The organism is Limnohabitans curvus (assembly GCF_003063475.1).
Lineage (GTDB): Bacteria > Pseudomonadota > Gammaproteobacteria > Burkholderiales > Burkholderiaceae_C > Limnohabitans > Limnohabitans curvus.
The window spans coordinates 248,677-273,203 of sequence record NZ_NESP01000001.1 but is presented as its reverse complement, the minus strand read 5'-3'; the positions used below and the strand labels follow the sequence as shown (position 1 = coordinate 273,203).

The window sequence follows — 24,527 nt, the reverse complement described above, 5'->3', positions numbered from 1 at the left end:
ATAGCGCATTTTTTTCGCGTTTTTCAGAGGTGAAACTGAATTGTTGCGCGAATTGTGCGAGGTGCTCCTGGATAGAGAAAGTACTGCCCATATTGTTTGGGCGATTCCCGCCAATAGTGTTTGTTGGCCAAATTGTTGATGGCCAATGTCCAGGTGGATGCGACATGGTTGACTTTGGTGTCGTAGTGTGTGGTGGCGTCCACCGTGGTCCATGCGGGCAGCATGATGTCACCGTATTCGGTGACGTTGCGTTCGCCCTCGTGTGAAAGGCGAAGGCCAGAGCGCAATCCCACCATGCTGGCCGAGCGGTATTCAGCCATGCCGCGCAAGATGTACTTGGGCACGTTGATCGGGCGTTGGCCGTTCAGGTCTGTTTGGACGGTGGCATTTTCACGTTTGGCATCTAGCCATGTGGCGCTGCCCCCCATAGACCAGCGTGACAAATGACGCTGGGCGTTGAGTTCGATACCTTGGTGATGGGCTTGACCATCAATTTGCTGCGTGCAGCTGCCAGCGTTTGTGTTGCACACACCAGAATCTGAAATGGCGGGGCGTGTGATGTCAAACCAAGTGATTTGCCAGCTGTCGCGCGTGCCTTGACTTTTGATACCAACTTCGCGTTGGGTGCTGCGCAGCGCTGGCAAGGGTTGACCTGCGTTGGTGTAGTTGGGGGTGTTGGGCGTTGCACGTGCTTCTAGGCCCTGACCGTAGCTGGCATAGACCAAGTGATGCGGGGTCAGTTGATGGCTCAAAGCTAACCAAGGCGTGCTTACACCCCGTATGTCTTGCACAGCAGCACTGCCGTCGGTTTGTATGCTTTGGCGGCTCAGTTGGGTGTGACGCAGGCCAAACCAAGCTTGTGTGCGATCAGTTAATCGCACGCGGTCATTGACGGCCACTTCGGTGCTGTAGTCAGTGCTGCTGGTTTGTCGATACGTGTTGTCGTCGGGGGTTGGGGTTAAGCCCCCATTGATGTTGGTCATGCCCACGAGGTTGTCGCTGTACGAGTAGGGCATTTGGTTCATTTGGCGCTGTCGCATAAGGCTGAGCTGAACGCTGTGTTCCAGTCCACCCAATTGAACTTGACCGCGGAGTTCCGTTTGAATCGCGTCGCTCTTGCGTCGCTCGTTCTCGCTGGTGTAATCCCGAATTTCAAAATTACCCATCGGCGAAAGACAAAAGCTATCGCTGATGGCGCTGCTGCAACCGGATGCATAGGTCAGTCGGTCATCGGCACGCAAACGTTGCAAACCGTATTGCGTCTGCCACGTCCAGCCGTTGTTTAACTGATGTTTCAGACGCACCGTGCCTGTCAGACCATCGAACACGCCAGGTTGCGAGTTGGGCTGACGCGTGATGTTGCGTGTGCCATCCACGGTTGGCGGCAGTACCCTTTGAGTTGATCCGGATGACAGCAAGCTGTAAAAGTTCACCCCAATTTGCGTGTGGTGGCTTTGCTCAAACTCCCACTCCAAGCGGTTGCTGTTGTTGATGCGCCAGTCCATGGCCAAGGCCACCAAATTACGGTAACCCTTGGTGTCACGAATATAAGGATCAAGGTCTTCGTGAGCCACGTTGAACCTGTAGCCGAAATCAGCGTCTTGACCAAAGCGTCCGCCCAAATCTGCGGCTACCAAACGGTTGTTTCCAGGGCCGTAACTGAGCGTGACATCACGAATGTTTTTTTCTGCGCTGGTGGGTGCGCGTTTGACCAAGTAATTGACCAACCCGCCTGGCGAGCTGGTGCCAGACTGAATGCCGCTCGTGCCTTTGAGCAACTCAATGCGCTCTTTGTTGTCCATCGGAATGATGGTTTCGGCGGAGATGGGCAAACCTTCGCGGCGGTAGTTGTAGCGGTTATCAAGCGCAAAGCCACGCACGCTGAGCTTGTCCCAATAGGCGGGGAGGTTGTAGCTGTCGCTCACTGAGGCGTCTAAACGCAAAGCGTCGGTGACGCGCTGCGCACCAATGTCGCGCAAGGTGGCTTGGTTGATAGTGCTGACACTGATGGGCAGCTCTTGCAAGGGCGCACCATCAAAGCCGGATACCCGAATGGGAGGCTCGGCAGTGATGGTGATTTCCGTCGGATTTTGTTGCGCCCAGACTGAGGAAGTCGCCGTCATACAAAGTGCAACAGCACTTTGTATGCGAGAAACTCCCAAAAATCTAGACTTCCGACTCATGCCTTTGACTTTACTTGATGTTTAAAGACGGAATTGAACGCTGGCCCTTAAAGTGCGGGGGGCGCCTGGGTAGAGGTAGTAGTGGTCGTACTGTTTGGGGGATTCTCGCCAGTAGTGTTTGTTCGCCAGGTTGTCGATCGCCAATGTCCAGGTGGAGGCCACGTTGTTGACTTTTGTGTCGTAATGGGCAGATGCGTCGAGCGTGGTCCAAGCGGGGAGCTGAATATCGCCATTGCTTTGTTCCGTGACGCCACGTTTGCCTTCGTGGGACAAGCGCACCCCTGTGCGTAAACCAGGCACGCCGCTGTAGCGGTACTCCGCCATGCCACGCAAGATGTAGGCGGGGACGTTCAGAGGACGTTGGCCATTCACGGAGGTGTCAATCACTGCGTTTTGTCGTTTGGCATCTATCCATGTGAAGCCACTGCCGAGCTTCCAGTTTTGCACTGACGTGGTGCCACTGAGTTCGAGGCCACGATGGCGAGCTTCTCCATCCATTTGACGGTTGACTAAGCTACTGCTTGTCGGCGCATCGCCCGCAGTTGGGCGGGTGATGTCAAACCAAGTGACTTGCCAGTTGCTGGCAGTCGTTTGTCCTTTGACGCCCACTTCATGTTGGTAGCTACGCAGCACGGGAAGCGCTTGACCTGCGTTGGCGTAAGTGCCGGTTTTGTTGGGGGTGACTTCGGTTTCTATGCCCTGGCCGTAGCTGGCGTATACCGTGACGCTTTGGTCGAGAGCATGGCTAAAAGCCACCCACGGCGTTGTCACGTTGCGTGCGTCTTGAATAGGGCGACTGCCATCGGTTCTCACGCTTTGTCGGTTCATTTGGATCTGGCGCAAGCCAAGCCAAGCGGAGGTTTGTTGCGTGAGGTGTACGCGGTCTTTGAGGGCGAATTCGTTGGTGTAGTCGCTACGGTCGGTGTTCAAGTCTCCTGGCGTAGCCGCTGCAGTGCTGGTGCTCGTACCGTCGATATTGCCAGTACCCGCGGAGTTGTAAGCCTGCATCGGGGCTAGTCGGTTCAGTTGGCGATAGCGCATCACGGTGAATGTGAGGTCATGCTGAAGTCCTCCCATTAAGGCGTGTCCGCTTAGCTCAGTTTGTAGAGCTTCTGTGGTGCGACGTTCGTTTTCGCTGCGGTAGTCATAAAGGTCAAAGCCGCCATTGCTGCAGTAACGGTCATAAACGTTTTCAGTGCTGCATCCAAACGCAAATGACAAACGGTCATCCATCTTTAAACGTTGTATTGCGTATTGCGTCGTCCACAACCAGCCATTGTCTAAATTGTGTTTGAAGCGCACGCTGCCAGTGAGCGCATCAAATACGCCAGGCTGTGACCAAGGCTGGTAGGTGAAGTTCTTTTTGCCATCCACGGTGGGCGGGAGTTGACCACCAAGCAGGCTGTAGCCATTGACTCCGATTTGTTCACGGTGACTTTGTTCAAACTCCCATTCCAATTTGCTGTTGGCGTTGAGTCGCCAGTCTATAGCCAAGGCGACCAAATCGCGATGGCCGTTCGCATGTTTGATGTACGGGTCTAGGTCTTCATGGGCCACGTTGAAGCGGTAGCCAAAGTCAGCGTTTTCGCCGAAGCGTCCCCCTAAATCAGCAGCCACCAAGCGGTTGTTACCCTGCCCGTAGCTGAGGGTGATGTTGCGAATTTGTTGGTCAGCGTTGCTTGGCGCACGCTTGACCACGTAGTTCACCAAACCACCGGGTGCGCTGGTGCCAGCCTGCATGCCGCTGGTACCTTTGAGCAACTCGATGCGCTCTTTGTTGTCCATGGGAATCATGGTTTCCGCGCTGATGGGCAAGCCTTCGCGTTGGTAGTTGTAGCGGTTGTTGAGCGTGAAACCGCGCACGCTCAACATGTCCCAATAAGCGGGAGAGTTGTAGCTGTCGGTGACCGATGCGTCCAGGCGCAGGGCGTCAGAGACGCGTTGCGCGCCAATGTCTTTCAGCGTGGCACTGTCAATGGTGGTGGTGTTGAACGGGAGTTCGTGTGCGGGCACATCACCAAAGCCAGACACGCGTGCGGGCAGTTTGTCGGTGATGGTGATTTCGGTCGGGTTTTGTTGCGCCCAAGCGGACGCGCAAGATGCAATGCACAGTGCAACGGCCGCGTGAACGCGCGTTGCTTTCAAGAATGGCGAATGGTTTGCCATGACGTTTCCTTAAACGTATGACAGGTCGGCTGATTTCTAAACGAGTGTGTGCTCTTGTGAGTGAAGAGCCTCGTTGTAAGACCAAGCTTCCCTGCGCGAGGATTACCTCAATCAGGTTCAAAGGGACTTTCTCAGTCGAAGTCGGTGACGGCTTCAACACCCCTAGCGGATGCGTTATTGCTAACGCGATGTAGATTTTAAGCGATGCCTAGAAGGCGATGCAATTCGGTCGACGTTGTCGTGTATTGCAGCAGGGTTTTTCGTGCGGGATGCACGATAGCCGCTGCGCCAAAAGCGGCGAGCGTGGCTTCGTGAAAGCCGCACAAGATGAGTTTTTTCTTGCCGAGGTAGGTGTTGATATCGCCCACGGCAAAGATGCCTGGCACATCGGTGGCAAAGGTTTCTGTGTTGACCACCAGTTGCTTGCGCTCCATGGCCAAGCCCCAGTTGGTGATGGGGCCTAGCTTGGGTGAGAGGCCTAAGAACGCCAACACGTGTTGAGCAGGGCGCTCTATGGTTTGACCATCGGGCGTGGCCACTTGCACGGCGTGAAGCTGGTTCGATGTGCTTAACAAGGCAGTGGGCTGGCCAATTTGCAGTTGCAACCTACCGCTGGCAACCGCATCGCGCATGGCTTGCAAGAGCACAGGTTCGGCGGTGAACACATCGCGGCGGTGCATCAGCGTCACGCTGCGTGGTGCTTTTGTTTCAAGCGTGAGTTTCAACGCAGCCGCCACGGCAGACGCTTCGCCACCCAACACCACCACGTCTTGGCCCGCAAAGCGCGCGGCATCACCCAAGCGGTAATGCACGTGCGTGCCTTCGAGCTCTGCGGCACCTTCTACGCTCAGCTTGCGCGCTTGAAAAGCGCCCACGCCTGCGGCGATGACCAATACCTTGCAAATGAAATGCTGTTGCGCAGACGTGCGCACCGAGATAAGGCCGTCGTCTAAGCGAACAACTTCAGTCACTTCTTGGTTGAGGTGAAACGTCGGTGCAAAAGGTTGGATTTGGGTTTGCAGCTGCGCCACCAATTCACGGCCCGTGCACACGGGGATGCCCGGAATGTCGTAAATCGGTTTGTCGGCGTACAGCTCGACGCACTGGCCGCCCACATGGGGCAGTGCGTCGATGATGTGGCTGCGAATGTCTTGCAGCCCAAGCTGGAAAGCTTGAAACAGACCCACAGGGCCTGCGCCCACGATGACGGCATCGGTATGAGTCGTGGCTGCCGTCATAGGGGCTGTGTGCGTTGTGCTTAGCGCTTGAGTTCGGCGAGCTTGCCGGTTTTGTCTTTCCATGCGTCAGCATCGGCCATAGGCGCTTTGCGCTTGGTGATGCTGGGCCAACCGATCAAGGACAACTCAGCGTTGAGCTTGGTCATGTGTTCTTGGCCTTCTGGCACATCTTCTTCGGCGTAGATGGCGTTCACAGGGCACTCGGGGATACACACCGCGCAGTCGATGCACTCGTCTGGGTCGATGGTGAGGAAGTTAGGGCCTTCGCGGAAGCAGTCGACGGGACAAACGTCCACACAGTCGGTGTACTTACATTGGATACAGGCTTCGGTGACAACGTGCGTCATGACAATTCAATCGATGGGTAAAAAAGAGGGCGCAACAGCGGGAGCTGTGCGCCAAGCCTTTGATTTTAAACGGGATTCAATACGGGGCTAGAAGTTGGGTCAGTTCACCAACACAGCGCCCGAGGTTTTGTGGGTGGACGTGTCGACCAACACCAAAGCACCCAAGATGCGCGATTGGGTGAAAGGCAGCGTCACCAAAGGCTCTTGCAGCGCCAAAGTGACGTGGCCAATGGCGTTGGGTGCCAGCTCGGTGGCTTCTTCCTCGGCCAAGGTGTTGACGTTCAGGCGGTGCACCACGCGTTGCACTTTGGCTTTGACCCAACGGTGGCCGTGCAAAGCCCAGTACACGCGGCCCGCGACCAAGGGCTCATCGTCCATCCACGCGACGGTGGTGTTGAGCTGGCGCTGGCCTTCGGGGCTTCCCTCAGCGGCCAGCAGCCAGTCGCCACGTGACACGTCCACTTCGCGGTCCAGGACGATGCCCGCGCTGTGGCCTGCGGCTTTGTTTTGTGGCTCGCGTGTGGCCGACAGCACTTGCGACACCACCGCGGTTTGACCGCTTGGGAAGACTTTGATGGTTTGGCCTGGCTCGATGGTGCCTGTGGCCACACGACCCCAGAACACGCGGCGGCCTTGGGTGGTCACGCCGGAGTCGTGGAATTTTTCGACCCATTGCACGGGGAAGCTGAAAGCCACTTCGGTTTCGGCGGGCGTGTTGGGCAAATCTTCCAAGATGCTCAATAGGCTTTGGCCCGTGTAGCCGCACCAAGCGGCTTGATCGGCGTTGGTGGTGTCCACCACGTTCCAGCCTTTGAGGGCGGACACGGGGACCATGGCTGTGATGCGGATGCCCGCCTCAGTGGCGAATTTGCGCAACGCAGCTTCGATGTTTTGGTAGGCCAAGGCAGGGTCGTCCACCGCGTCGAGTTTGTTGATGGCAAACACGATGGAGGGCACGCGCAGCAGGTTGACCAACAGCGAATGGCGACGCGTTTGGGGCAGCAGCTCCAAAGCGGGGTTTTTCCAATCCAGCTTGATGGCATCGACCAGCACCACGGCGGCATCGGCGCTAGACGCAGCGGTCACCATGTTGCGGGTGTATTGCTCATGGCCGGGGGCGTCACCAATGATGAACTTGCGCGCTTCGGTGTTGAAGTAGCGGTAGGCCACGTCGATGGTGATGCCTTGTTCGCGCTCTGCCGAGAGGCCGTCGGTCAACAAAGCCAGGTCGGTTTCGCCTGAGCGTTGCACGCCCGCCAAATGGTCTTGCAGCACGGCTTTGGTGTCTACAAGCAAGCGGCCAATCAAGGTGCTTTTGCCGTCGTCGACCGAGCCGCAGGTGATGAACTTGAGGGCGCTTTGAACGTCATTTTTGGTAGTTGTATTTTTTGTCGTCATCTCATTCACCGTCTTAGAAATAGCCGTCTTTTTTGCGCTTCTCCATCGAAGCCTCGGAGGTTTTGTCGTCCATGCGTGTGGCGCCGCGCTCGCTGACATCAGCGGCCAACGTTTCGATCACGATTTGTTCAGGCGTGGCCGCATCGCTTTCCACAGGGCAAGTGCAGGTGATGTCGCCCACGGTGCGGAAACGCACGTCGCGAATCACCACTTCTTCGCCGTCTTTGGGGGGGGTGAGTTCGGTCACGGGTACCAGCAAGCCACGGCGGTCCACCACTTCGCGCTTGTGCGTGTAGTAGATCGAAGGCAGAGCGATTTTTTCGCGGGCGATGTATTGCCACACGTCCAGCTCGGTCCAGTTAGAGATGGGGAATACGCGAAAGTGCTCGCCGGGCTGCAACTTGTGGTTGAACAGGGTCCACAACTCAGGGCGCTGGGCCTTGGGTTGCCATTGGCCAAAGCTGTCGCGGTGGCTGAAGATGCGTTCTTTGGCACGGGCTTTTTCTTCGTCACGGCGGGCGCCGCCGATGAGGGCGTCAAAGCGGAATTCTTCGATGGCTTCGAGCAAGGTGACCGATTGGTGCACGTTGCGGCTTTCGCCAGGATGCGCCAAACGCACGGTGCCTTTTTTCATCGAGTCTTCCACGCTGCGCACGATCAACTCAGCACCCAACTCTTTGGCACGTGAGTCGCGGAAATCCGTCACTTCTTTGAAGTTGTGGCCCGTGTCGATCATCAACAGTGGGTAGGGAATACGGCCAGCACCAAAGGCCTTCTCAGCACACTTGAGCATGACCAATGAATCTTTGCCGCCCGAAAACAGCAGGGTGGGGCGCTCAAAAGCGGCGGCGACTTCGCGCAAGATGAAGATGGTTTCTTCTTCCAGCGCGTCGAGGTGGGTGTTGCTTAAGTGGTGCAACTCGGTTTGGGTTGTAGCGTTCATGACGTTTCTCGGTATCTAACTTTTATTTCTTCACGTGCAAGCCGCACTCTTTGGCGGCTTCGTCTTCCCACCACCAGCGACCGGCGCGAAACTCTTCGCCTAGGCTGATCGCACGGGTGCAAGGTGCGCAGCCTACGCTGGGGAAAAACTGGTCGTGCAGAGGGTTGTAGTCCACGTTGTTCGTGGCGATGTAGTGCCACACATCGCCCCATGTCCATTTGGCCAAGGGGTTGAACTTGCTCAAATTCTTCGTAGCCACTTCGCTGTCGTCTTGCAAGGGCACATCGGCGCGTGCGCTCGATTGCTCTTGGCGCAAGCCGGTGATCCAAGCGCGTTGGCCTTGGAGGGCGCGTGCGAGCGGTTCCATCTTGCGAATGCCGCAGCACTCCTTGCGCAGCTCAATGCTTTTGTACATCGCGTCTTGGCCTTGGTGGCGCACAAACTGGATGACCGATTCATGCACAGGGCGATACACGTTGATGGGCGCGCGTGAGGTGGCCTCGGTGCGCTCCAGCAAAGCCAAAGTTTCGGTGTGCAGCGCGCCGGTTTCCAGCACGAACACGGGAATATCGAGCTTCAAGCTGTTGATGAGGTGGGTGATGACCACGTCTTCTGCACCCAAGCTAGAGGCTTGCGTGACGGGCGAAAACTCAGCCGCTGCACGTTGCAGCAAGGCTTGGGTTTCGGCCAGTTTGGCGGCGAAGTCGTCGCTGGCGCGGGCGTTCAAGGTGGTGGCCTTGGATTGGCCGTTGGCAGACAAAAATGAACTGGAGCTCATGTTGCGACCTGCTTAAACCACGCGGGCAAATTTAGGTTCAGCGGTGACGGCATCGCCTTGGTAGAAGGCTTTGTAGTGCGTCAACAACTTTTCGCCGTGTGCCGCGTCTTGGTCGTCACGCAGCACCGCGCTAGAAAAACCACTGCGTTGCATTTGCAGCAATTGGTCAATCAACACATCGCCGTGGGCGCGGATGTCACCGCCAAAGCCGCGACGGCGCAATACAAATGCTTGGCTGAAAGCGCGGCCATCGGTGAACTTGGGGAAGTTCAAATCGATGCGCTCCAAGCCTTCGAGGTCCAAGGTTTGCACGTCCACGTCGTTCGCCAAAGCGCGGGCGTTGGCACCTTCAGAGGTGTGTTGGGTAATGATTTGCAGGCTCATAGGTATCTCGTATCGGGTTCAGACTTAAGCAGCACGTGCTGTGGTGTTACGGGCCGAGTTGGCTGCGGCTTTGAACACGTCAAAGCCCACGCGGTTCAAGGTGCGTGCAAAGGTTTCGTGGCCTTCGCGCTTGTCGCGGTAGGTGTCCAGCACGGCTTCCACCACGTCTACCACTTCGGCAGCGGCGAAAGATGGGCCCACCACTTTGCCTGCTTTGGATGGGCCGCTCAAGAACGAACCATCTGAGCCGCCGAGGGTGACTTGGTACCACTCTTGACCATCTTTATCGACACCCAAGATGCCAATGTGGCCGCTGTGGTGGTGGCCGCACGAGTTGATGCAACCGCTGATGTGCAAGTCAATCTCGCCCAAGTCAAACAACTCGTCGAGGTCTTGGTAACGCTCGGTGATGGCCGCGGCGATGGGCAGCGAACGGGCGTTGGCCAAAGCGCAGTAGTCGCCGCCGGGGCAGGCAATCATGTCGGTCAACAGGTGCACATTGGCGCGAGCAAAGCCAGCGGCTCGTGCCGCTTGGTACAGGTCTGCCAATTGGTCGATGCGCACCCAAGGCAGCACCAAGTTTTGGTCGTGGTTCACACGCACTTCGCCTGAGCTGAACTTGTCGGCCAAGTCAGCGGCTGTGGCCAGTTGGTCGGCGGTGGCGTCGCCTGGGGCTTGGCCCAAACGTTTGAACGACAAGGTCACCACGCGCAAGCCAGGGTTTTGGTGGCTGGTCACGTTTTGTTGCAACCAGCGGGTGAATTCTTTGTCGGCCTTGGCTTGTGCCAGCAAGGCTTGCTCTGCAGCCTCTTGGGCTTCGTCCGAGACAACGTCCACGGGAGGCAGCACAAAGCAGGCGCTCACGCGGTCGAGCTCGACTTGCGGGATGGTGTGGTGTGCGCCGCTTTCCAAGATGCGGTCAAACTCTTCATTGACTTCGTCAAAATAGCGTTGGCCTTCGGCCTTCACCAAAATTTTGATACGCGCTTTGTAGATGTTGTCGCGACGGCCCCAGCCGTTGTACACGCGCACCACGGCTTCGAGGTAGTTGATGATTTGGTTCCAAGGCAAGAACTCACGAATCACGGTGCCGGTGATGGGCGTGCGGCCCATGCCGCCACCCACGAAAATTTTGAAGCCCACATTGCCTTCGTCATCACGCAGCAAGCGCAAGCCAATGTCGTGCCATTCAATGGCGGCGCGGTCTTCGGCGGCGCCGGTGATGGCGATTTTGAATTTACGGGGCAGGTAAGCAAACTCAGGGTGCAAGGTGCTCCACTGGCGCAGCACTTCGGCGTAGGGACGTGGGTCGACGTCTTCGTCCACCGCAATGCCGGCGCGCTCGTCGCTGGTGATGTTGCGAATGCAGTTGCCGCTGGTTTGAATGCCGTGCAGGTTGACGCTGGCCAACAACTCCATCACATCGGCGCTTTTCTCCAACGGAATCCAGTTGAATTGGACGTTTTGGCGGGTGGTGAAGTGGCCGTAGTTGACCGTGAGCTTGGGGGCGTCAATGCCGCCAATTTTGTCCTGCGTGCTTTGCGCGCGGGCCAGCAGCTCAGCCGAAGGCGTGTCGTAGTCGCGAGCGATTTGGGACAACACGCGCAGTTGCGCACTGTTGAGTTCACCGTAAGGCACGGCCACGCGCAGCATGGGGGCGTAGCGTTGCACGTACCAGCCGTTTTGCAAACGCAAGGGACGGAAATCGTCGTCGGCCAATTTGCCAGCCAAGTTGCGGGTGAGTTGGTCGCGGTACTGCGCAGCGCGTGCTTTGACAAACTCTTGATCGAAGGCGGTGTATTGATACATCTAAGAACTCAAACGAAAAAATTAAGCAAAAACCAACTTGCTGCCAGCCCAAGCCAGCAACACAGAAAGAATCGAACGAATCACACGCTCAGGCGTTTTGTGCATCAGGCGAGTGCCTAACCAAATACCAGGCAAGGAGCCTGCGAGCAGCAAGCTCAACAAAGACCAATCGACCGAGCCCAAGGAGGCATGACCCAAGCCAGCCACCATGGTCAGCGGCACGGCATAGGCAATGTCAGCCGCCACGATGCGTGACAGCGGCAACTGTGGGTACAGGATCATAAGCACCGTCACGCCAATCGCGCCTGCGCCCACCGAGGTGAGGGTCACCAAGGTACCAATCGCCGCACCAAACAACACGGGCAGGGCCCAATGGCCGGGCTGTGTGGCTTGGCGCAAGTTCTCTTCGGCCAACACCACTGGGACTTGTTTGCCGCGGATGACCTTGTACAGCATGGCGCTGGCTGTCAGCAGCAGAGCGAGGCCCAAAGTGAGCTTCATCACTTTTTCAACGGTGGGGTCGGAAGGGCCAATGTTGTGCAACACCCAAAGCGTGGCGCCTGAGGCGGGAATGCTGCCAGCGCACAGGGCCATCACCACGCGCCAAGGCACGATGCGCTGGCGTGCAAAGCTGAACGTGCCGCCCGCTTTGGTGAAGGCTGCAAACAGCAGGTCAGTGCCCACGGCCATATAGGGCTTGACGCCGAAGAAGAAAATCAAAATGGGCGTCATCAGCGAGCCGCCGCCCACCCCGGTCAAACCCACGACCAAGCCCACAAAAAAGCCAGCGAATACGAAACCAAAATCTTGCATAGGCGTGGACTGTAGGTGGTCTTTATGCCAAAACAAACGATTTGTTTGTTCTACATATATTCCAATTAGGAATAAAGGTTTTCATGGCAGGGTGGGCGTAAGCCAAGCGCAGGGGGAGGAGGCTAAAGTGCCGTGGATAATGTGGGCTTCAACCTGTATTTCTTTCACCCTATCCAAACAAAGACTGAGACCTAGCAATGGCTGCTGAAAAATCCAAAATTGTTTACACCCTGACTGACGAAGCGCCTTTGTTGGCGACGGCTTCGTTCTTGCCAATCATTCGTACCTTTGCTGCACCCGCAGGCATTGACGTGGTGTCGAGCGACATCTCTGTGGCAACCCGCATCTTGGGTGAGTTTTCAGACCTGTTGCCAGAAGCTCAGCGCGTGCCGCACAACTTGTCCGAACTCGGCAAACTGACTCTGAAGCCAGAAGCCAACATCATCAAGCTGCCCAACATCAGTGCCTCCGTGGGCCAGTTGACCGCCGCCATCAAAGAGTTGCAGTCCAAAGGTTACGCCTTGCCTGACTACCCAGAGTCAGCCACCAGCGACGAAGACAAAGCCATCAAAGCCCGTTATGCCAAGTGCATCGGTAGCTCGGTGAACCCTGTTTTGCGCGAAGGTAACTCTGACCGCCGCGCCCCCCGCGCTGTGAAAGAGTTCGCACGCAAGAACCCACACAGCATGGCTGAGTGGAGCCAAGCCTCTCGCTCGCACGTGTCACACATGCACCACGGCGACTTCTACCACGGTGAAAAATCTTTGACCTTGGACAAAGCCCGTGACGTGAAGATGGAACTCATCACCAAGAGCGGCAAAACCATTCTGTTGAAGCCAAAAGTTTCTTTGCTCGACAAAGAAATCATCGACAGCATGTTCATGAGCAAGAAAGCGCTGGTCGAGTTCTATGAAAAAGAAATCGAAGACGCACACAAAACAGGCGTGATGTTCTCCCTGCACGTGAAGGCCACCATGATGAAGGTGTCTCACCCCATCGTGTTCGGCCACTGCGTGAAAATTTTCTACAAAGAAGCGTTCGCCAAGCACGGTGCTTTGTTTGAAGAGTTGGGCGTGAACGTGAACAACGGCATGGCTGACCTTTACAACAAGATCGCCGCCTTGCCTCAATCTAAGCAAGACGAAATCAAGCGTGACTTGCACGCGTGCCACGAGCACCGCCCAGAGTTGGCCATGGTCGACTCTGCCAAAGGCATCACCAACTTCCATTCGCCCAACGACATCATCGTGGACGCTTCCATGCCCGCCATGATTCGTAACGGCGGCAAGATGTGGGGCGCCGATGGCCGCTTGAAGGATGCCAAGGCCGTGATGCCTGAGTCGACTTTTGCCCGTATCTACCAAGAGATGATCAACTTCTGCAAGTGGCACGGCAACTTCGACCCCAAGACCATGGGCACCGTGCCTAACGTGGGTTTGATGGCCCAACAAGCCGAAGAATACGGTTCACACGACAAGACCTTTGAAATTCAAGAAGACGGCGTGGCCAACATCACCGACTTGGCCACAGGCGAAGTCTTGTTGAGCCAAAACGTCGAAGAAGGCGATATCTGGCGCATGTGCCAAGTCAAAGACGCTGCCATTCGTGACTGGGTGAAGCTGGCCGTGACCCGCGCACGCAACTCAGGCATGCCTGCCATCTTCTGGTTGGACCCCTACCGTCCCCACGAGAACGAGTTGATCAAGAAGGTCGACCTTTACTTGAAAGACCACGACACCAAAGGCCTGCACATTGAGCATATGTCTCAAGTGCGCGCCATGCGCTACACCTTGGAGCGCGTGAGCCGTGGCTTGGACACCATCTCGGTGACCGGCAACATCTTGCGTGACTACTTGACCGACTTGTTCCCCATCATGGAACTCGGCACCTCAGCCAAGATGCTCTCCATCGTGCCTTTGATGGCCGGTGGCGGTATGTACGAAACAGGCGCGGGTGGTTCTGCTCCTAAGCACGTGCAGCAGTTGGTGGAAGAAAACCACTTGCGTTGGGATTCACTGGGTGAGTTCTTGGCCTTGGCCGTGTCTTTCGAAGACATGGGTCTGAAAAACGGCAATGCCAAAGCCACCGTGTTGGCCAAGACTTTGGATGCAGCGACAGGCAAATTGTTGGACACCAACAAAAACCCATCGCCCAAAACAGGTCAGCTCGACAACCGTGGCAGCCAGTTCTACTTGGCCATGTACTGGGCCCAAGAGTTGGCAGCGCAAACCGAAGACAAAGACTTGGCTGCCAAGTTCGCGCCTTTGGCTAAGAACTTGACCGACAACGAGAAGAAGATCGTGGACGAGCTCAATGCCGTTCAAGGCAAGCCTGTGGACATCGGCGGTTACTACCTGCCAGATGCCAAGAAGCTCGAAGCCGTGATGCGTCCAAGCGCCACATTCAACGCGGCTTTGGCTAGCGTCTAAGCCTCTGGTCGCTTAGCGATCAAAGCCCTCCAAGCCTTCAAGCTTGGGGGGCTTTTTGTTGGGCGCGATGTGTTTGTGCCTGCGTGGCAATCGCCTCGCGTTGCTCAGGCGTGAGTCGGTTGAGGTTCTTCAGTTGCATCAACATGCGCGGGTTTTTGGCCAGCATGTCGGCGTGACGGCCTAGGTAATCCCAATACAAGGTGGTGAAGGGGCAGGCTGTGTCGCCCGTGGATTCGGCAGGGTTGAAGCGACAGCCTTTGCAATGGTTGCTCATGCGGTCGATGTATTTGCCACTGGCCACATAGGGCTTGCTGGCCATCAGGCCGCCGTCGGCAAATTGGCTCATCCCGAGTGTGTTGGGTAGCTCCACCCATTCCACAGCGTCCACGTACACACCGAGGTACCACTGGTGCACTTGCTTGGGTTCTACGCCCAGCAGCAAGGCGTAAAGACCGGTCACCATCAAGCGTTGGATGTGGTGCGCGTAGCCGTGTTGCAAGGTTTGTGTGATGGCATCGCGCAAACAGGCCATGTCGGTATCGCCTGTCCAGTAAAACTCGGGCAGCGCTTCGTGCGCTTGCTGGGCATTGCCCTCGGCGTAGTCGGGCATCTGGGTCCAGTAGATGCCGCGCACGTATTCACGCCAGCCCAAAATTTGCCGCACAAAGCCTTCCACAGCTTCCAGCGGGGCGTGGCCTTTGTGAAAGGCAGCCTCTGCAGCAGCCAGCACCTCACGCGGGTTGAGCAGCTTCAAGTTCAACGCGCACGACAGGTGCGAGTGGTACAGCCACACTTCGCCTTCCCACATGGCGTCTTGGTACAAGCCAAAGCTGGGCAGTCGATGTGTGATGAATTCATCCAGCGCCACCAAGGCCTGTGCGCGCGTGACCGGCCAACCAAACTGCGTGATAGAGCCGGGGTGGTGCGCCAGTTTGTCGTTGACCAAACGCATCACGTCTTGGGTGATGGTGTCGGGCGCTACACGCGTAGGGGCGGGCAGCAGGCCCGGGCCTTGTTTGCCAAAACTGCCTCGGTTGTCAGCATCAAAGTTCCACTGGCCTCCGATGGGTTTTTTGCCCTCCATCAAGATGCCATTTTTCTGGCGCAGCTCGCGGTAAAAATATTCCAAACGCAACTGTTTGCGGTCTTTGGCATGCGCGGCAAAGTCGCGCACGGTGCTGAAGAAGTGCGTGTCGTCTTTGATCTCTAGCGGCAAGTCGTGTTGTTGCGCGACAGCGCGAAGGCTTTGCAACACACGCCAGTCGCCGGGGGCTGTCATCACCAAGCGCTGGGGCTTCAATTGGGCAATGGCCTTGCTCAGCTCACCGGCCAAGGTGCCTGTGTTGTTCGCGTCATCAAGCTGGCTGTACATCAGCGGCCAGCCCCGTGCTTGCAGGTGTTCGGCGAAGTGCCGCATGGCGCTTAAGAAAACCGTGGTGCGTTGTTTGGACGAGGGGATGTGCGTGGACTCTTCCAGCACCTCGGCCATCCACACGGTGTCGTGCGCTGGGTCGAAGTCGGTCAGGGCGGAGGCGTCTTCATCCAGCTGGTCACCCAGGATGAGGATCAGGCGTTTGCGTGGGGGAGTCATGTGAGGCGCTTTTTAAAAATCAAAACCGAGCTGTTGTTTGTCGGTGGGTGTGGCAACTGATGTGCGGCGAGCGCTTGGTCGTTTGCCCCAATTTTTGCGCGAGGCGTGCTTGTCGACCACGGCTTTTTTGGCTGCTTTGACTTCGTCGGTTTGGCGTCGGCTGTGCAGCAACTGTTTGGCTTCGCGTGTGGCTTGGGCCAAGTCGACCACGGGCTGTGGCAACGCGCTGTTCATGTCGCCACCCACAAACACGCCGAGGTGCGTTTGCATCGTGTGCGGCATGAGCCACGGCTCAAACAGCCAAGTGTCCGGCACTTGCCGCAACGCAGGCAGCCACTGCCGAACAAAGCGACCATGTGGGTCGTGGTCTTGGGCTTGTTTGATGGGGTTGTACACGCGCGTGGTGTTGATGCCCGTAGTGCCTGATTGCATTTGCAACTGGCTCCAGTGGATGCCGGGCTCGTAGTCTAAGAACTGCGTGGCCAGCCATTCGCCCACGGGGCGCCAATGCAGCCACAGCGGATAGGCCGCCACCGACACCAGCATGGCGCGCATGCGAAAGTTCAGCCAGCCGGTTTCGCGCAACATCGTCACACACGCGTCCACCATAGGCCAGCCGGTGCGTGCGGCTTTGAGGGCTTCAAAGTGTGCTTCGTTGAAATCGTGTTCGCGCAAGCCGTCGTAACCGCGGTGCATGTTTTGCCATTCGATGGCGGGTTCACTCTCGAGCTTTTGGATGAAGTGGCAGTGCCAATACAAACGGCTGATGAAGGCTGTCAAGCCCGCACGATGGCGGCTGGCCTGTGGCGGCAGCTGAGCGATGTGTGCGCGCGTGTGTTGCACCACCTCGCGCATGCTGATGCAGCCCCACGCCAAGTAGGCCGACAAACGCGAGCACGCATCGGGTGCCGACAACGGCGACGAAATGCCGCCGCGATAGCCCAAGCTGCGTGCGTGCAAAAAACTGTGCAAGGTGTCTAAGGCCAAGTGGCGGCCACCGCGTTGGCGCATAGGCGGGTTGTGTTGCAGGTGCTCGGGGGCTTGCATCTGCGAGGGTGTGCACCAAGCGCTGCGCACTTCAGTGGGTGTCTCGTTGCGGGATGCGCGTTGCCGCCAAAACCGCAACTCGCCCACATCCTGCACAGGCTCCGCCATGTGCCGCTCCCAAGCGGGTTGCCACAGGTTGCGGTTCTTCAACACACGCACCACGCCAAACTGTGGGTACTCGTGCCAACCCACGTTGTGCGCTTGGCACCATGCGCCCACCCTCAGGTCGCGTGCGTAGGTAAATCCGTTGCCCGTTTCTTGATGTGCATGCAGTTGGCGAAAGGGCGCTTCGCTCCAAATGCGGCTCAGCACATCGGGCAGCTCACCCGTGTGGACTTCCACACAGCCACCTTGCAAACGCAGCGCGTCGTCGAGGGCTTGCAACGATTCGCGCACAAACTCAAAGTGCTGCAAGGCGGCATCGGGTTGCAACCACAGCTCGGGCTCCACCACGTAAATGCATCGCACAGGTCCGTGTTGTGCCGCTTGAGCCAGTGCTGCGTGGTCTTGCCAGCGCAGATCCCGCTTGAACCAAACCAGGTCGTAACTCATGGGGGTGTGGGCGATTTGTTTTTGCGGCAAGCGTCCGAGCAGTACAACACCTGCTCCCAGTTTTTGGCCCAAGCTTTGCGCCACGTCATGTCACGCCCGCAGGTTTTGCAGGGCTTGCTGGGCAGGCTTTGCTTGTTACCTTTGAATGTGTTTTTCTGAGCCAAGGGGCAGCTCCTCCATCTCGTAGGCGTCAGCCACGTAGGCAGGGCCTTTCATCAACATCACGATCACGCAACCAATGGCCAGTGTCAGCACCAGTGTCCAGTGCAGCATGACGACGCCAAGCATCACATAAAAAAACTGTTCCACCGCGCGTGCGTTTTGTGTGGCGGAATCCAGCCCATCCAACACATACGCGCCAGCACTGGCCAGCAGCGGTAGGGCTGTGCCCACGACCAAAATGATGTGCAATTTTTTCCAAATTTGCCACTCCAGGCCTGCGGGTGAGCGTTGAAAGCCATCGAGTTTTTTGAGGTACTTCATGGGGTGGTGCTCAGTTGGTCGATGGCTTGGGCGAGGGTGAAGTCTTTGTGCGTCAGGCCTGCCGCATCATGGGTCCAAATGCGCACCTGCAGCTGCGTGTAGCTCGACAGCACCTCTGGGTGGTGGTCTTGTGCTTGCGCCAGTTGGGCGATTTGGTTGAACCGGGTTACTGCCGCCTCAAAGCTGGGCAGGGCCCAACTTTTGGACAGGCAGGGCGTGTGGTGTTGTGCGTGGGTATCTAGCGTCCAGCCCGTGAGGGAGGTCATCGCCAGTTGCACGTCGGTGGGTTGAAGTTTCATTGCGTCTGAATAGCAAAGCGAGCAAGGTGTGTGTTCAAGCGCATGACTGCAATTGCTCCAGCGTGACAAATTCAAGGGCTTTGGCGTGCGTGCATTCCAGCACCACAGGCGGGGCCACACCGGCCTCAAAGGCTTCTTGCCAGCGACGGGCACACAAGCACCAGCGGTCGCCGGCTGTGAGGCCCGCAAAGCGGTATTCGGGGCGCGGAGTGATTAGGTCGTTGCCCCGTTGCAGCGAGAAATCTAAAAACGCTTGCGTGACTTTGGCGCACACCACATGGCTGCCCTGATCGTTTTCGTCCGTGTTGCAACAGCCGTCCCGGTAGTAGCCCGTGAGCGGGTCGTAAGAGCAGGGCACCAGGGCAGTGTCCAAAACGTTGCGTGCTTCGGTGGTCATGGTTGGACTTTCGTTCGGTTTATCGCCAGTGTTCACGGTAGGTCATCTTTTGATTTTAGAAATGCATTCCAACCTTTGGTTGGCAATGGCTATCGCAAGGCTCTAGGATCGCGGCTGTTTTAAAAGCGCTCAAGAAACGGACACCGCATGGCAGAGGATTTGAAAATGGTGCTGCTCATTGGCAGTGCACCCGACGCCGTGCAGGCCAAAGACTGGGACTTGTCGATCTTTACCCAGCGCGTGGTCATCAACAACGCATGGCAAATCACGCCTGACTGGGACTACTTGGTGTACCCCGAAGACTTTGCGCCCGAGCGCTTGCCGCCCACGCCGTTGAAGCCCTCGCAGCAACTGATTGCCGCCCCCGAATTTGTGCCGCAGCAAAACAACTTTGGTGGTTTTGTGTATGCGGGCGGCACCATGGCGTTCACGGCAGGGTATTGGGCCTTGGGTGCTTTGAAGCCTGACCTGATCGCTTTCCTAGGATGCGACATGGTGTACGGCACAGCCACGGGCGAGAGCAGCCACTTTTATGGCCAAGGCACACCAGACCCTTTACGGGTGGATGTGACCCTGCAGTCGCTTGAAGCCAAGTCGGTGCGCTTCATGGCGTTGGCGCAGGCGCACCGATGCGCGGTGGTGAATTTGTCAGAGCTGTCCGAGTCGCGTTTGTTGTTTCCGCGTGTGTCTGGGATTGCGTTGGGCACGCCTTCTGTGTGTCAGAACCGCTTGCAACGACAGGGTGAACTGCTGAATGCCGAAGGCGTAGCACGCGCGTTGCAGGCTGAAAAAGACTTGGGCTACATGGTCGCATCGGGGCGCTATTGGGAGCACGCGGCTGAGTTTGATAAAACTAAACTCAGTGACATCGACAGCTTGTGGTTGCAGGCGATGCGGGCGGCTTAGACGGCCCCTTGGCGTTGATTGGTGGCTGCGCCTTCGCGCAGATCAATCCCCTCATGGGCCGCAATTTTTTCTAAAGCGTTTTCAAACAACGAGCGTGCTGAGCCCGAGATGGAGCGAAGGTAAGCGTGCAAATGCGCGTCTTCTGCATTGCGGTTGAGGCATTCTTGGCTGTATTCCTCAAAGCTGGCCAGCTGGGCAATTAATTCGGCCACATGGCGCGGGCACTCGCACAGCACGTTGGTCGAAATGCCTGCTACCCGGCTGAGAGTGGCGTCTGAATATTTACGGGCTGCAATCACGGCACCCTTGGTGCCAAACTCTTGCGCACGTGCAGGGTCGACAAACAACACCGACTGCAGCAATTCGGCCAGCTCGATGTCCGAGATGGGCTCGCGCCGCACGATGAGGCCCGAGAATTTCATGGCTTGCACCACGCTCTCGGGCGCGAAGTTGTACACCACGATGGTTTGTGCAAATTGATGCGTGTTGATCAGCGCCTGAATGTCGGTGTGCACTGCCGTTTGCAAGGTGTTCACCTTGACCAACAAGACCTGCGGTTGCTGTGCCAATTCAGCGTTGGCCGCGGTGGCCAAATCAACCAACACATCGGTCACTTTGATTCGGTTTTGCTTCAAGCCTGCTGCAAATTTTTTGGACTCAATGCGATTGGCCATGCTCAGCCCCACCACCGCCAGTGACACGGGCTGGCCTGGCACGGCCAAGCTTTGGGGCGTGGGGTGCGGCTGGTTGTTCATGCGGCGCAGTTGCGCAAGGTCGAGGTTGGCAATGGTGCTGATGGCGTGCCCGTTTTGCGAAAGCTGTTTGAGCAGCAAGGCTTTTGACACATCGTGTTCGGCAAACAGCCGCTGCTTGCCCTCGGTCTTGACGGGGGTGAATGCGCCGTAGCGGGTTTCCCAAATGCGCAAGGTGGACACAGGGATACCCGTGGTTTTAGACACTGCACCAATGCGGTACAGGGCAGTCGAAGTGAGGGCGCTGGTGTTCAAAAGTGGCTTTTTGAGTAGGAGTTGCGTAGATTATGTGTCGAAAAATAGAAATTATCAAATTAAATGAACTATTGAGTAGATTACTGCGTCAAAATTCTACGCAATAGGAGTTTGAACCATGATCTCAAAGAAAACCATCAACGCGATCGAGGTCTGTGTGTATTTGGCAGGCCAACGCCACGCAGGCTACGTCACCACCACCGAAATGTCGCCCAGACTCGATTTGTCGATCTCCTACCTCGAAAACATTCTCAAGCCGCTGAAAGCCCACCACATCGTGAGCGCCATGAAAGGTCCAGGCGGTGGCTACATGATTCAGGGTGACATGTCACTGATTTCCATCTGGGATATCACCTCGGTGTTGGAGTGCACGCTTAACGCCTCGCCCTCTGAAGACGCGGACATGTGTGATGACACATCAACGCCCGCCAGCTACGAGCTGGGCCTAGAGCAAGTCGTCAAGACAACGCTCAGCAACTTCACGCTGGCCGATTTTGTGGACGAATCGCGCGACCAAGAAGCCCGCTCGTTTGTGCAAACCATGGGCCGTTTCAAGTTCAAACCCATGGTGGCGCCGCTCATGCCCAAGGCGCCTAACTCGGTGTTTCAGTTGTCCATGATGATGGCCTGAAGCGCTTCACGCAGGACCCATCCCATGCAACTCAGTTCTAGCCAACGTCTTGCCAGCTTGAGTTCAGGCGATGTGTCTGCGGTGATTCAAATGGCGTGGGAAGACCGCACCTCGTTTGAAACCATCTTTGAGCGCGTGGGCCTGACCGAACCGGAAGTGATCCGTCTCATGCGTGCCGAACTCAACCCTAGCGCGTTTCGCTTGTGGCGCATGCGCGTGCGGGGTCGCACCACCAAACACCGTGCGCTGCGCAGCCCCGAGATGAAGTTTGATGACCACGCCATTGCCGATCACCGCCGCGCCAACTGCTAAACCCTGAAGGATTTGTATGAGTGAAGACCCAAGGTGCTGCGGCACCGGAACCTGCATCATCAATGCCGATGGCATGTGCTGGTGCGGCCAACGCTGGGATGGTGAAAAGATGTGTTTTCCAAAGTTAGATGCATCGCCTGTTGAAAAAGCCAATGCGTCACAAGCGCCAGACATTTCATCTGACCACCGGCCATGATTCGGTCACTTTAAAAATCATGTCTTTCGCCCAAGCACTCAAAGCCTTGGCGCTCAACGCCATTCTCCGCGTGAACACCATTCACGCCAATATTCGTGGCACCGACCTGCAAGGTCGGCCCTACGCCGCCGCGCAGGCCGAGTTGCTGGGGTTTGCCGATGCGCTCAGCTTTGACGCGCGAGCCGAAGAAATTTTGCAACGCATTCAGGCTTACCCCGTGGATGTGTTGGATAAGCCGTGGATGGCGCTGATGGGCCAAGCACCTGCGTGTGCAGTACAGAAACAAGCCACGCGTTTGGCGGTGCAGTTGTCGGCTGAACCGGTGCAATGGATGCTCAACCAACAAGGCGTGTCAGCCATTGCACGCCAGCGTGTGCAGGGAGGCTGCCAGCATGCTTGATGCAGCCCTCTTTGTGCAAGACGACTTGCTGGCGCACAAGCTGCGCCATACCCTCGAAGGGCTGGGGGCGAGGGTGGCGCGCTACGCAACCTTGTCGGATGACGCGGGTTCATGGCAATCGCGAAAATTTGATTTGATGGTCGTTCATCAATCGCCGTCTGTGATGGACTTAGGCCACACCCTGATGAACGTCAAATGCGAGCCATTTTTCAGGGCAGCCTTGGTGCTTGTGCCTGACAACCACATGGCCTTTGCGCCCGCCTTGTTAGACGCAGGGTTTGATCGGTGCTTGCCTATGTCCTTGGACGAGGCGAGTCTTTGTGCCGTGCTACGTGCTTTGACACGACGCTGGCAAGGCATGACAGCTTCGGTGTCTCACTACGGTGCGTTGAGCTTTAACCACGTCACTCAGCAAGCGTGGATCTCGGGTGTTGTCTTAGATCTGACACTTCGTGAGGCGCAGGTCTTAGAGATACTGCTTAAGCGCGCGGGACAAATCATTTCCAAAGAACGCATCATTCAAGACATCGCGCCAGACAACATGGCCTTGAACACCACGGCTGCCGAGGTCTACATTCACCGGCTGCGCAAAAAGATCAGCCACGACTTGCTCCCCGTTAGGAACATCAAGCGCTGTGGGTATTTGTTGCCGCGTTATGTTCACACCCATCAGGTCCGTTCGGATGGTGTGCGCTCGTACCAACCTTTGCTGCGGTTGACCACATGCACCACCAGCAACATCACCGGCACTTCAATCAGCACGCCCACCACCGTGGCCAGTGCGGCGCCGGATTCAAAGCCAAACAGGCTGATGGCCGCAGCCACGGCCAGCTCGAAAAAGTTAGACGCGCCAATCAGCGCCGAAGGGCAGGCCACGTTGTGTGCTTCGCCCACTACGCGGTTCAGGTAATAAGCCAAGGCCGAGTTAAACAACACTTGGATGAGGATGGGCACAACCAGCAAGGCAATGACCAAAGGCTGTTTCAAAATCGCTTCGCCTTGAAACGCAAACAACAGCACCAGTGTGGCCAGCAAAGCGGCGATAGACCATGGGCCAATTTGCGCCATGATGGCGTCAAATTTTTCAGTGCCTTTGGTGAGCAAGGCTTTGCGAATCAGCTGCGCCAAGATCACGGGAATGACGATATACAACACCACCGAGGTGATGAGTGTGTCCCACGGCACGATGATGGCGGATAGCCCAAGCAAGAACGCGACCAGTGGTGCAAACGCCACGACCATGATGGCGTCGTTCAAGGCCACTTGTGACAAGGTGAACAAGGGGTGGCCGTGGGTGAGGCGGCTCCACACAAACACCATGGCGGTGCAGGGCGCAGCAGCCAACAAAATCAGGCCTGCGATGTAGCTGTCAATCTGGTCGGCTGGTAGCAGCGGTGCAAACAAATAGCGAATGAAAAACCAGCCCAGCAACGCCATGGAAAACGGCTTGACCAACCAGTTCACAAACAGCGTCACGCCAATGCCTTTGATGTGCTGACGCACTTCGTGCAAGGCACCAAAATCCACCTTGACCAGCATCGGGATGATCATCACCCAAATCAGCAAACCCACAGGCAAGTTCACTTGCGCGTATTCCAGACTACCAATGGCTTGAAACAGTTCAGGTTGCCACTGGCCCAGTGCAATACCGACGACGATGCACAAGGCCACCCAGGCGGTGAGATAGCGTTCAAAGAAATTCATGCGTGGCCCTGGCTGAGTTCGCGTGCGGTGTGTTGCAACATGGTTTTTTGTAGCTTGTCGGCGGGCAAGTCCACCAGCAGTTGCAAACGTTTCTGAATCATGTAGAGCGTGTTGCGAAATGCAACCAGGCGGTCTTCATCACTGCCTTCTACCGCAGATGGATCGGCATAGCCCCAGTGCGCCGTGGCGGGTTGGCCTGGCCAATAGGGGCACACCTCACCCGCTGCGTTGTCACAGACGGTGATGACCAAGTCCATGTGTGGCGCATCGGGCTTGGCAAATTCATCCCAGCTTTTGCTGCTGAGGTATGAGGTGTCAATGCCAGCGGACTTCAACACTTGCAGGCCCAGTGGGTTGGGCTGTTGGTTCTCGCGTGGGCTGCTGCCCGCCGAAAACGCTTTGAAGCGAGTGCCACTGGCGCCTGTGGCCATGTGGTTGAGCAAGGCTTCCGACAAGATGCTGCGCGCAGAGTTGTGCGTGCACAAAAAGAGAACGTTCAAAGTAGTCATGATGC

At 56.9% G+C, this 24,527-nt stretch carries 25 protein-coding genes, 1 pseudogene and 1 riboswitch; of the genes and pseudogenes, 7 read left to right on the top strand and 19 right to left on the bottom strand.

Annotation, left to right across the window (positions count from 1 at the left end):
- Nucleotides 1–23 precede the first annotated feature (23 nt).
- The 10 genes from B9Z44_RS01165 to B9Z44_RS01120 all read right to left on the bottom strand — a co-directional run bounded on the left by B9Z44_RS01165 (nucleotide 24) and on the right by B9Z44_RS01120 (nucleotide 12,059).
- Complete coding sequence (locus B9Z44_RS01165) at nucleotides 24–2,123, bottom strand: TonB-dependent siderophore receptor (RefSeq protein ID WP_170108452.1); 2,100 nt, start codon at nucleotides 2,121–2,123, stop codon at nucleotides 24–26.
- Nucleotides 2,124–2,204: 81 nt separating this feature from the next.
- Complete coding sequence (locus tag B9Z44_RS01160) at nucleotides 2,205–4,349, bottom strand: TonB-dependent siderophore receptor (RefSeq protein ID WP_108401479.1); 2,145 nt, start codon at nucleotides 4,347–4,349, stop codon at nucleotides 2,205–2,207.
- 71 nt (nucleotides 4,350–4,420) lie between these two features.
- A riboswitch (TPP riboswitch) is annotated at nucleotides 4,421–4,523 on the bottom strand.
- Nucleotides 4,524–4,546: 23 nt separating this feature from the next.
- Nucleotides 4,547–5,587 carry an NAD(P)/FAD-dependent oxidoreductase gene (locus tag B9Z44_RS01155; RefSeq protein WP_245912737.1) on the bottom strand — a complete coding sequence of 347 codons (1,041 nt, stop codon included), beginning with the start codon at nucleotides 5,585–5,587 and terminating at the stop codon, nucleotides 4,547–4,549.
- A gap of 20 nt (nucleotides 5,588–5,607) precedes the next feature.
- Nucleotides 5,608–5,934: a ferredoxin FdxA gene (fdxA, locus tag B9Z44_RS01150; protein WP_108283995.1), complete on the bottom strand. Its 327-nt coding sequence runs from the start codon at nucleotides 5,932–5,934 to the stop codon at nucleotides 5,608–5,610.
- A gap of 99 nt (nucleotides 5,935–6,033) precedes the next feature.
- Complete coding sequence (locus B9Z44_RS01145) at nucleotides 6,034–7,332, bottom strand: sulfate adenylyltransferase subunit 1 (protein ID WP_108401477.1); 1,299 nt, start codon at nucleotides 7,330–7,332, stop codon at nucleotides 6,034–6,036.
- 13 nt (nucleotides 7,333–7,345) lie between these two features.
- A complete protein-coding gene (gene cysD, locus B9Z44_RS01140) occupies nucleotides 7,346–8,275 on the bottom strand; it encodes a sulfate adenylyltransferase subunit CysD (protein WP_108401476.1) in 930 nt (309 codons plus the stop codon).
- A gap of 22 nt (nucleotides 8,276–8,297) precedes the next feature.
- Nucleotides 8,298–9,053, bottom strand: a complete 756-nt coding sequence (locus B9Z44_RS01135) for a phosphoadenylyl-sulfate reductase (RefSeq protein ID WP_108401475.1) — start codon at nucleotides 9,051–9,053, stop codon at nucleotides 8,298–8,300.
- Nucleotides 9,054–9,065: 12 nt separating this feature from the next.
- A complete protein-coding gene (locus B9Z44_RS01130; protein ID WP_108401474.1) occupies nucleotides 9,066–9,437 on the bottom strand; it encodes a DUF934 domain-containing protein in 372 nt (123 codons plus the stop codon).
- Nucleotides 9,438–9,461: 24 nt separating this feature from the next.
- Nucleotides 9,462–11,246 carry a nitrite/sulfite reductase gene (locus B9Z44_RS01125; protein WP_108401473.1) on the bottom strand — a complete coding sequence of 595 codons (1,785 nt, stop codon included), beginning with the start codon at nucleotides 11,244–11,246 and terminating at the stop codon, nucleotides 9,462–9,464.
- Between the two features lie 21 nt (nucleotides 11,247–11,267).
- Nucleotides 11,268–12,059, bottom strand: coding sequence for a sulfite exporter TauE/SafE family protein (locus tag B9Z44_RS01120; RefSeq protein ID WP_108358838.1), 792 nt, complete (start codon nucleotides 12,057–12,059; stop codon nucleotides 11,268–11,270).
- Between the two features lie 197 nt (nucleotides 12,060–12,256).
- On the opposite strand from B9Z44_RS01120, the gene B9Z44_RS01115 reads away from it, so the two are divergent.
- A complete protein-coding gene (locus B9Z44_RS01115) occupies nucleotides 12,257–14,488 on the top strand; it encodes an NADP-dependent isocitrate dehydrogenase (RefSeq protein ID WP_108401472.1) in 2,232 nt (743 codons plus the stop codon).
- Between the two features lie 37 nt (nucleotides 14,489–14,525).
- Here the strand turns inward: B9Z44_RS01115 and B9Z44_RS01110 are convergent, their stop codons facing one another.
- The 6 genes from B9Z44_RS01110 to B9Z44_RS01085 are packed head-to-tail and all read right to left on the bottom strand — an operon-like array spanning nucleotide 14,526 to nucleotide 18,857.
- Nucleotides 14,526–16,079: a cryptochrome/photolyase family protein gene (locus B9Z44_RS01110; protein WP_108401471.1), complete on the bottom strand. Its 1,554-nt coding sequence runs from the start codon at nucleotides 16,077–16,079 to the stop codon at nucleotides 14,526–14,528.
- A 12-nt stretch (nucleotides 16,080–16,091) separates the two neighbouring features.
- Complete coding sequence (locus B9Z44_RS01105) at nucleotides 16,092–17,678, bottom strand: cryptochrome/deoxyribodipyrimidine photo-lyase family protein (protein WP_108401470.1); 1,587 nt, start codon at nucleotides 17,676–17,678, stop codon at nucleotides 16,092–16,094.
- Complete coding sequence (locus B9Z44_RS01100; RefSeq protein ID WP_108401469.1) at nucleotides 17,675–17,842, bottom strand: DUF2256 domain-containing protein; 168 nt, start codon at nucleotides 17,840–17,842, stop codon at nucleotides 17,675–17,677. Before B9Z44_RS01100 ends, B9Z44_RS01105 begins: the two co-directional genes overlap by 4 nt.
- A complete protein-coding gene (locus B9Z44_RS01095) occupies nucleotides 17,814–18,161 on the bottom strand; it encodes a hypothetical protein (RefSeq protein WP_108401468.1) in 348 nt (115 codons plus the stop codon). The genes B9Z44_RS01100 and B9Z44_RS01095 overlap by 29 nt, the downstream gene beginning before the upstream one ends.
- Nucleotides 18,158–18,460 (bottom strand): 4a-hydroxytetrahydrobiopterin dehydratase, encoded by a 303-nt coding sequence (locus B9Z44_RS01090; RefSeq protein ID WP_108401467.1) that lies wholly within the window; start codon nucleotides 18,458–18,460, stop codon nucleotides 18,158–18,160. Before B9Z44_RS01090 ends, B9Z44_RS01095 begins: the two co-directional genes overlap by 4 nt.
- A gap of 34 nt (nucleotides 18,461–18,494) precedes the next feature.
- Entirely contained in the window at nucleotides 18,495–18,857 is a 363-nt protein-coding gene (locus B9Z44_RS01085; RefSeq protein ID WP_108401466.1) for a DUF2237 family protein, read from the bottom strand.
- A 147-nt stretch (nucleotides 18,858–19,004) separates the two neighbouring features.
- On the opposite strand from B9Z44_RS01085, the gene B9Z44_RS01080 reads away from it, so the two are divergent.
- On the top strand, nucleotides 19,005–19,763 hold the full coding sequence (locus tag B9Z44_RS01080; protein WP_108401465.1) for a hypothetical protein: 759 nt from the start codon (nucleotides 19,005–19,007) through the stop codon (nucleotides 19,761–19,763).
- On the opposite strand, the gene B9Z44_RS01075 is transcribed toward B9Z44_RS01080, so the two are convergent.
- Nucleotides 19,760–20,770, bottom strand: coding sequence for a MerR family transcriptional regulator (locus B9Z44_RS01075; RefSeq protein ID WP_108358829.1), 1,011 nt, complete (start codon nucleotides 20,768–20,770; stop codon nucleotides 19,760–19,762). The two genes, B9Z44_RS01080 and B9Z44_RS01075, sit on opposite strands and share 4 nt — an antisense overlap.
- A gap of 118 nt (nucleotides 20,771–20,888) precedes the next feature.
- Between B9Z44_RS01075 and B9Z44_RS01070 the strand changes: the two genes are divergently transcribed.
- The 5 genes and pseudogenes from B9Z44_RS01070 to B9Z44_RS15440 form a co-directional block, all read left to right on the top strand.
- The gene (locus B9Z44_RS01070) at nucleotides 20,889–21,401 is read left to right on the top strand and encodes an RrF2 family transcriptional regulator (RefSeq protein WP_108401464.1); all 513 of its coding nucleotides are present in this window, start codon (nucleotides 20,889–20,891) and stop codon (nucleotides 21,399–21,401) included.
- A 24-nt stretch (nucleotides 21,402–21,425) separates the two neighbouring features.
- Nucleotides 21,426–21,713: a TIGR03643 family protein gene (locus B9Z44_RS01065; protein WP_108401463.1), complete on the top strand. Its 288-nt coding sequence runs from the start codon at nucleotides 21,426–21,428 to the stop codon at nucleotides 21,711–21,713.
- 16 nt (nucleotides 21,714–21,729) lie between these two features.
- Complete coding sequence (locus B9Z44_RS01060; protein WP_108358826.1) at nucleotides 21,730–21,909, top strand: hypothetical protein; 180 nt, start codon at nucleotides 21,730–21,732, stop codon at nucleotides 21,907–21,909.
- A 19-nt stretch (nucleotides 21,910–21,928) separates the two neighbouring features.
- Nucleotides 21,929–22,309, top strand: a complete 381-nt coding sequence (locus tag B9Z44_RS01055; RefSeq protein ID WP_108401462.1) for a DUF2236 domain-containing protein — start codon at nucleotides 21,929–21,931, stop codon at nucleotides 22,307–22,309.
- Nucleotides 22,302–22,898, top strand: a pseudogene (locus tag B9Z44_RS15440) (winged helix-turn-helix domain-containing protein); the annotation flags it as partial. The gene B9Z44_RS01055 and the pseudogene B9Z44_RS15440, both read left to right, overlap by 8 nt.
- Nucleotides 22,899–22,978: 80 nt before the next feature.
- Here the strand turns inward: B9Z44_RS15440 and arsB are convergent.
- Both arsB and B9Z44_RS01040 read right to left on the bottom strand, forming a co-directional pair.
- Nucleotides 22,979–24,013, bottom strand: a complete 1,035-nt coding sequence (gene arsB / locus B9Z44_RS01045) for an ACR3 family arsenite efflux transporter (protein ID WP_108358823.1) — start codon at nucleotides 24,011–24,013, stop codon at nucleotides 22,979–22,981.
- Nucleotides 24,010–24,522: an arsenate reductase ArsC gene (locus tag B9Z44_RS01040; RefSeq protein WP_108358822.1), complete on the bottom strand. Its 513-nt coding sequence runs from the start codon at nucleotides 24,520–24,522 to the stop codon at nucleotides 24,010–24,012. Before B9Z44_RS01040 ends, arsB begins: the two co-directional genes overlap by 4 nt.
- Nucleotides 24,523–24,527: the final 5 nt, after the last annotated feature.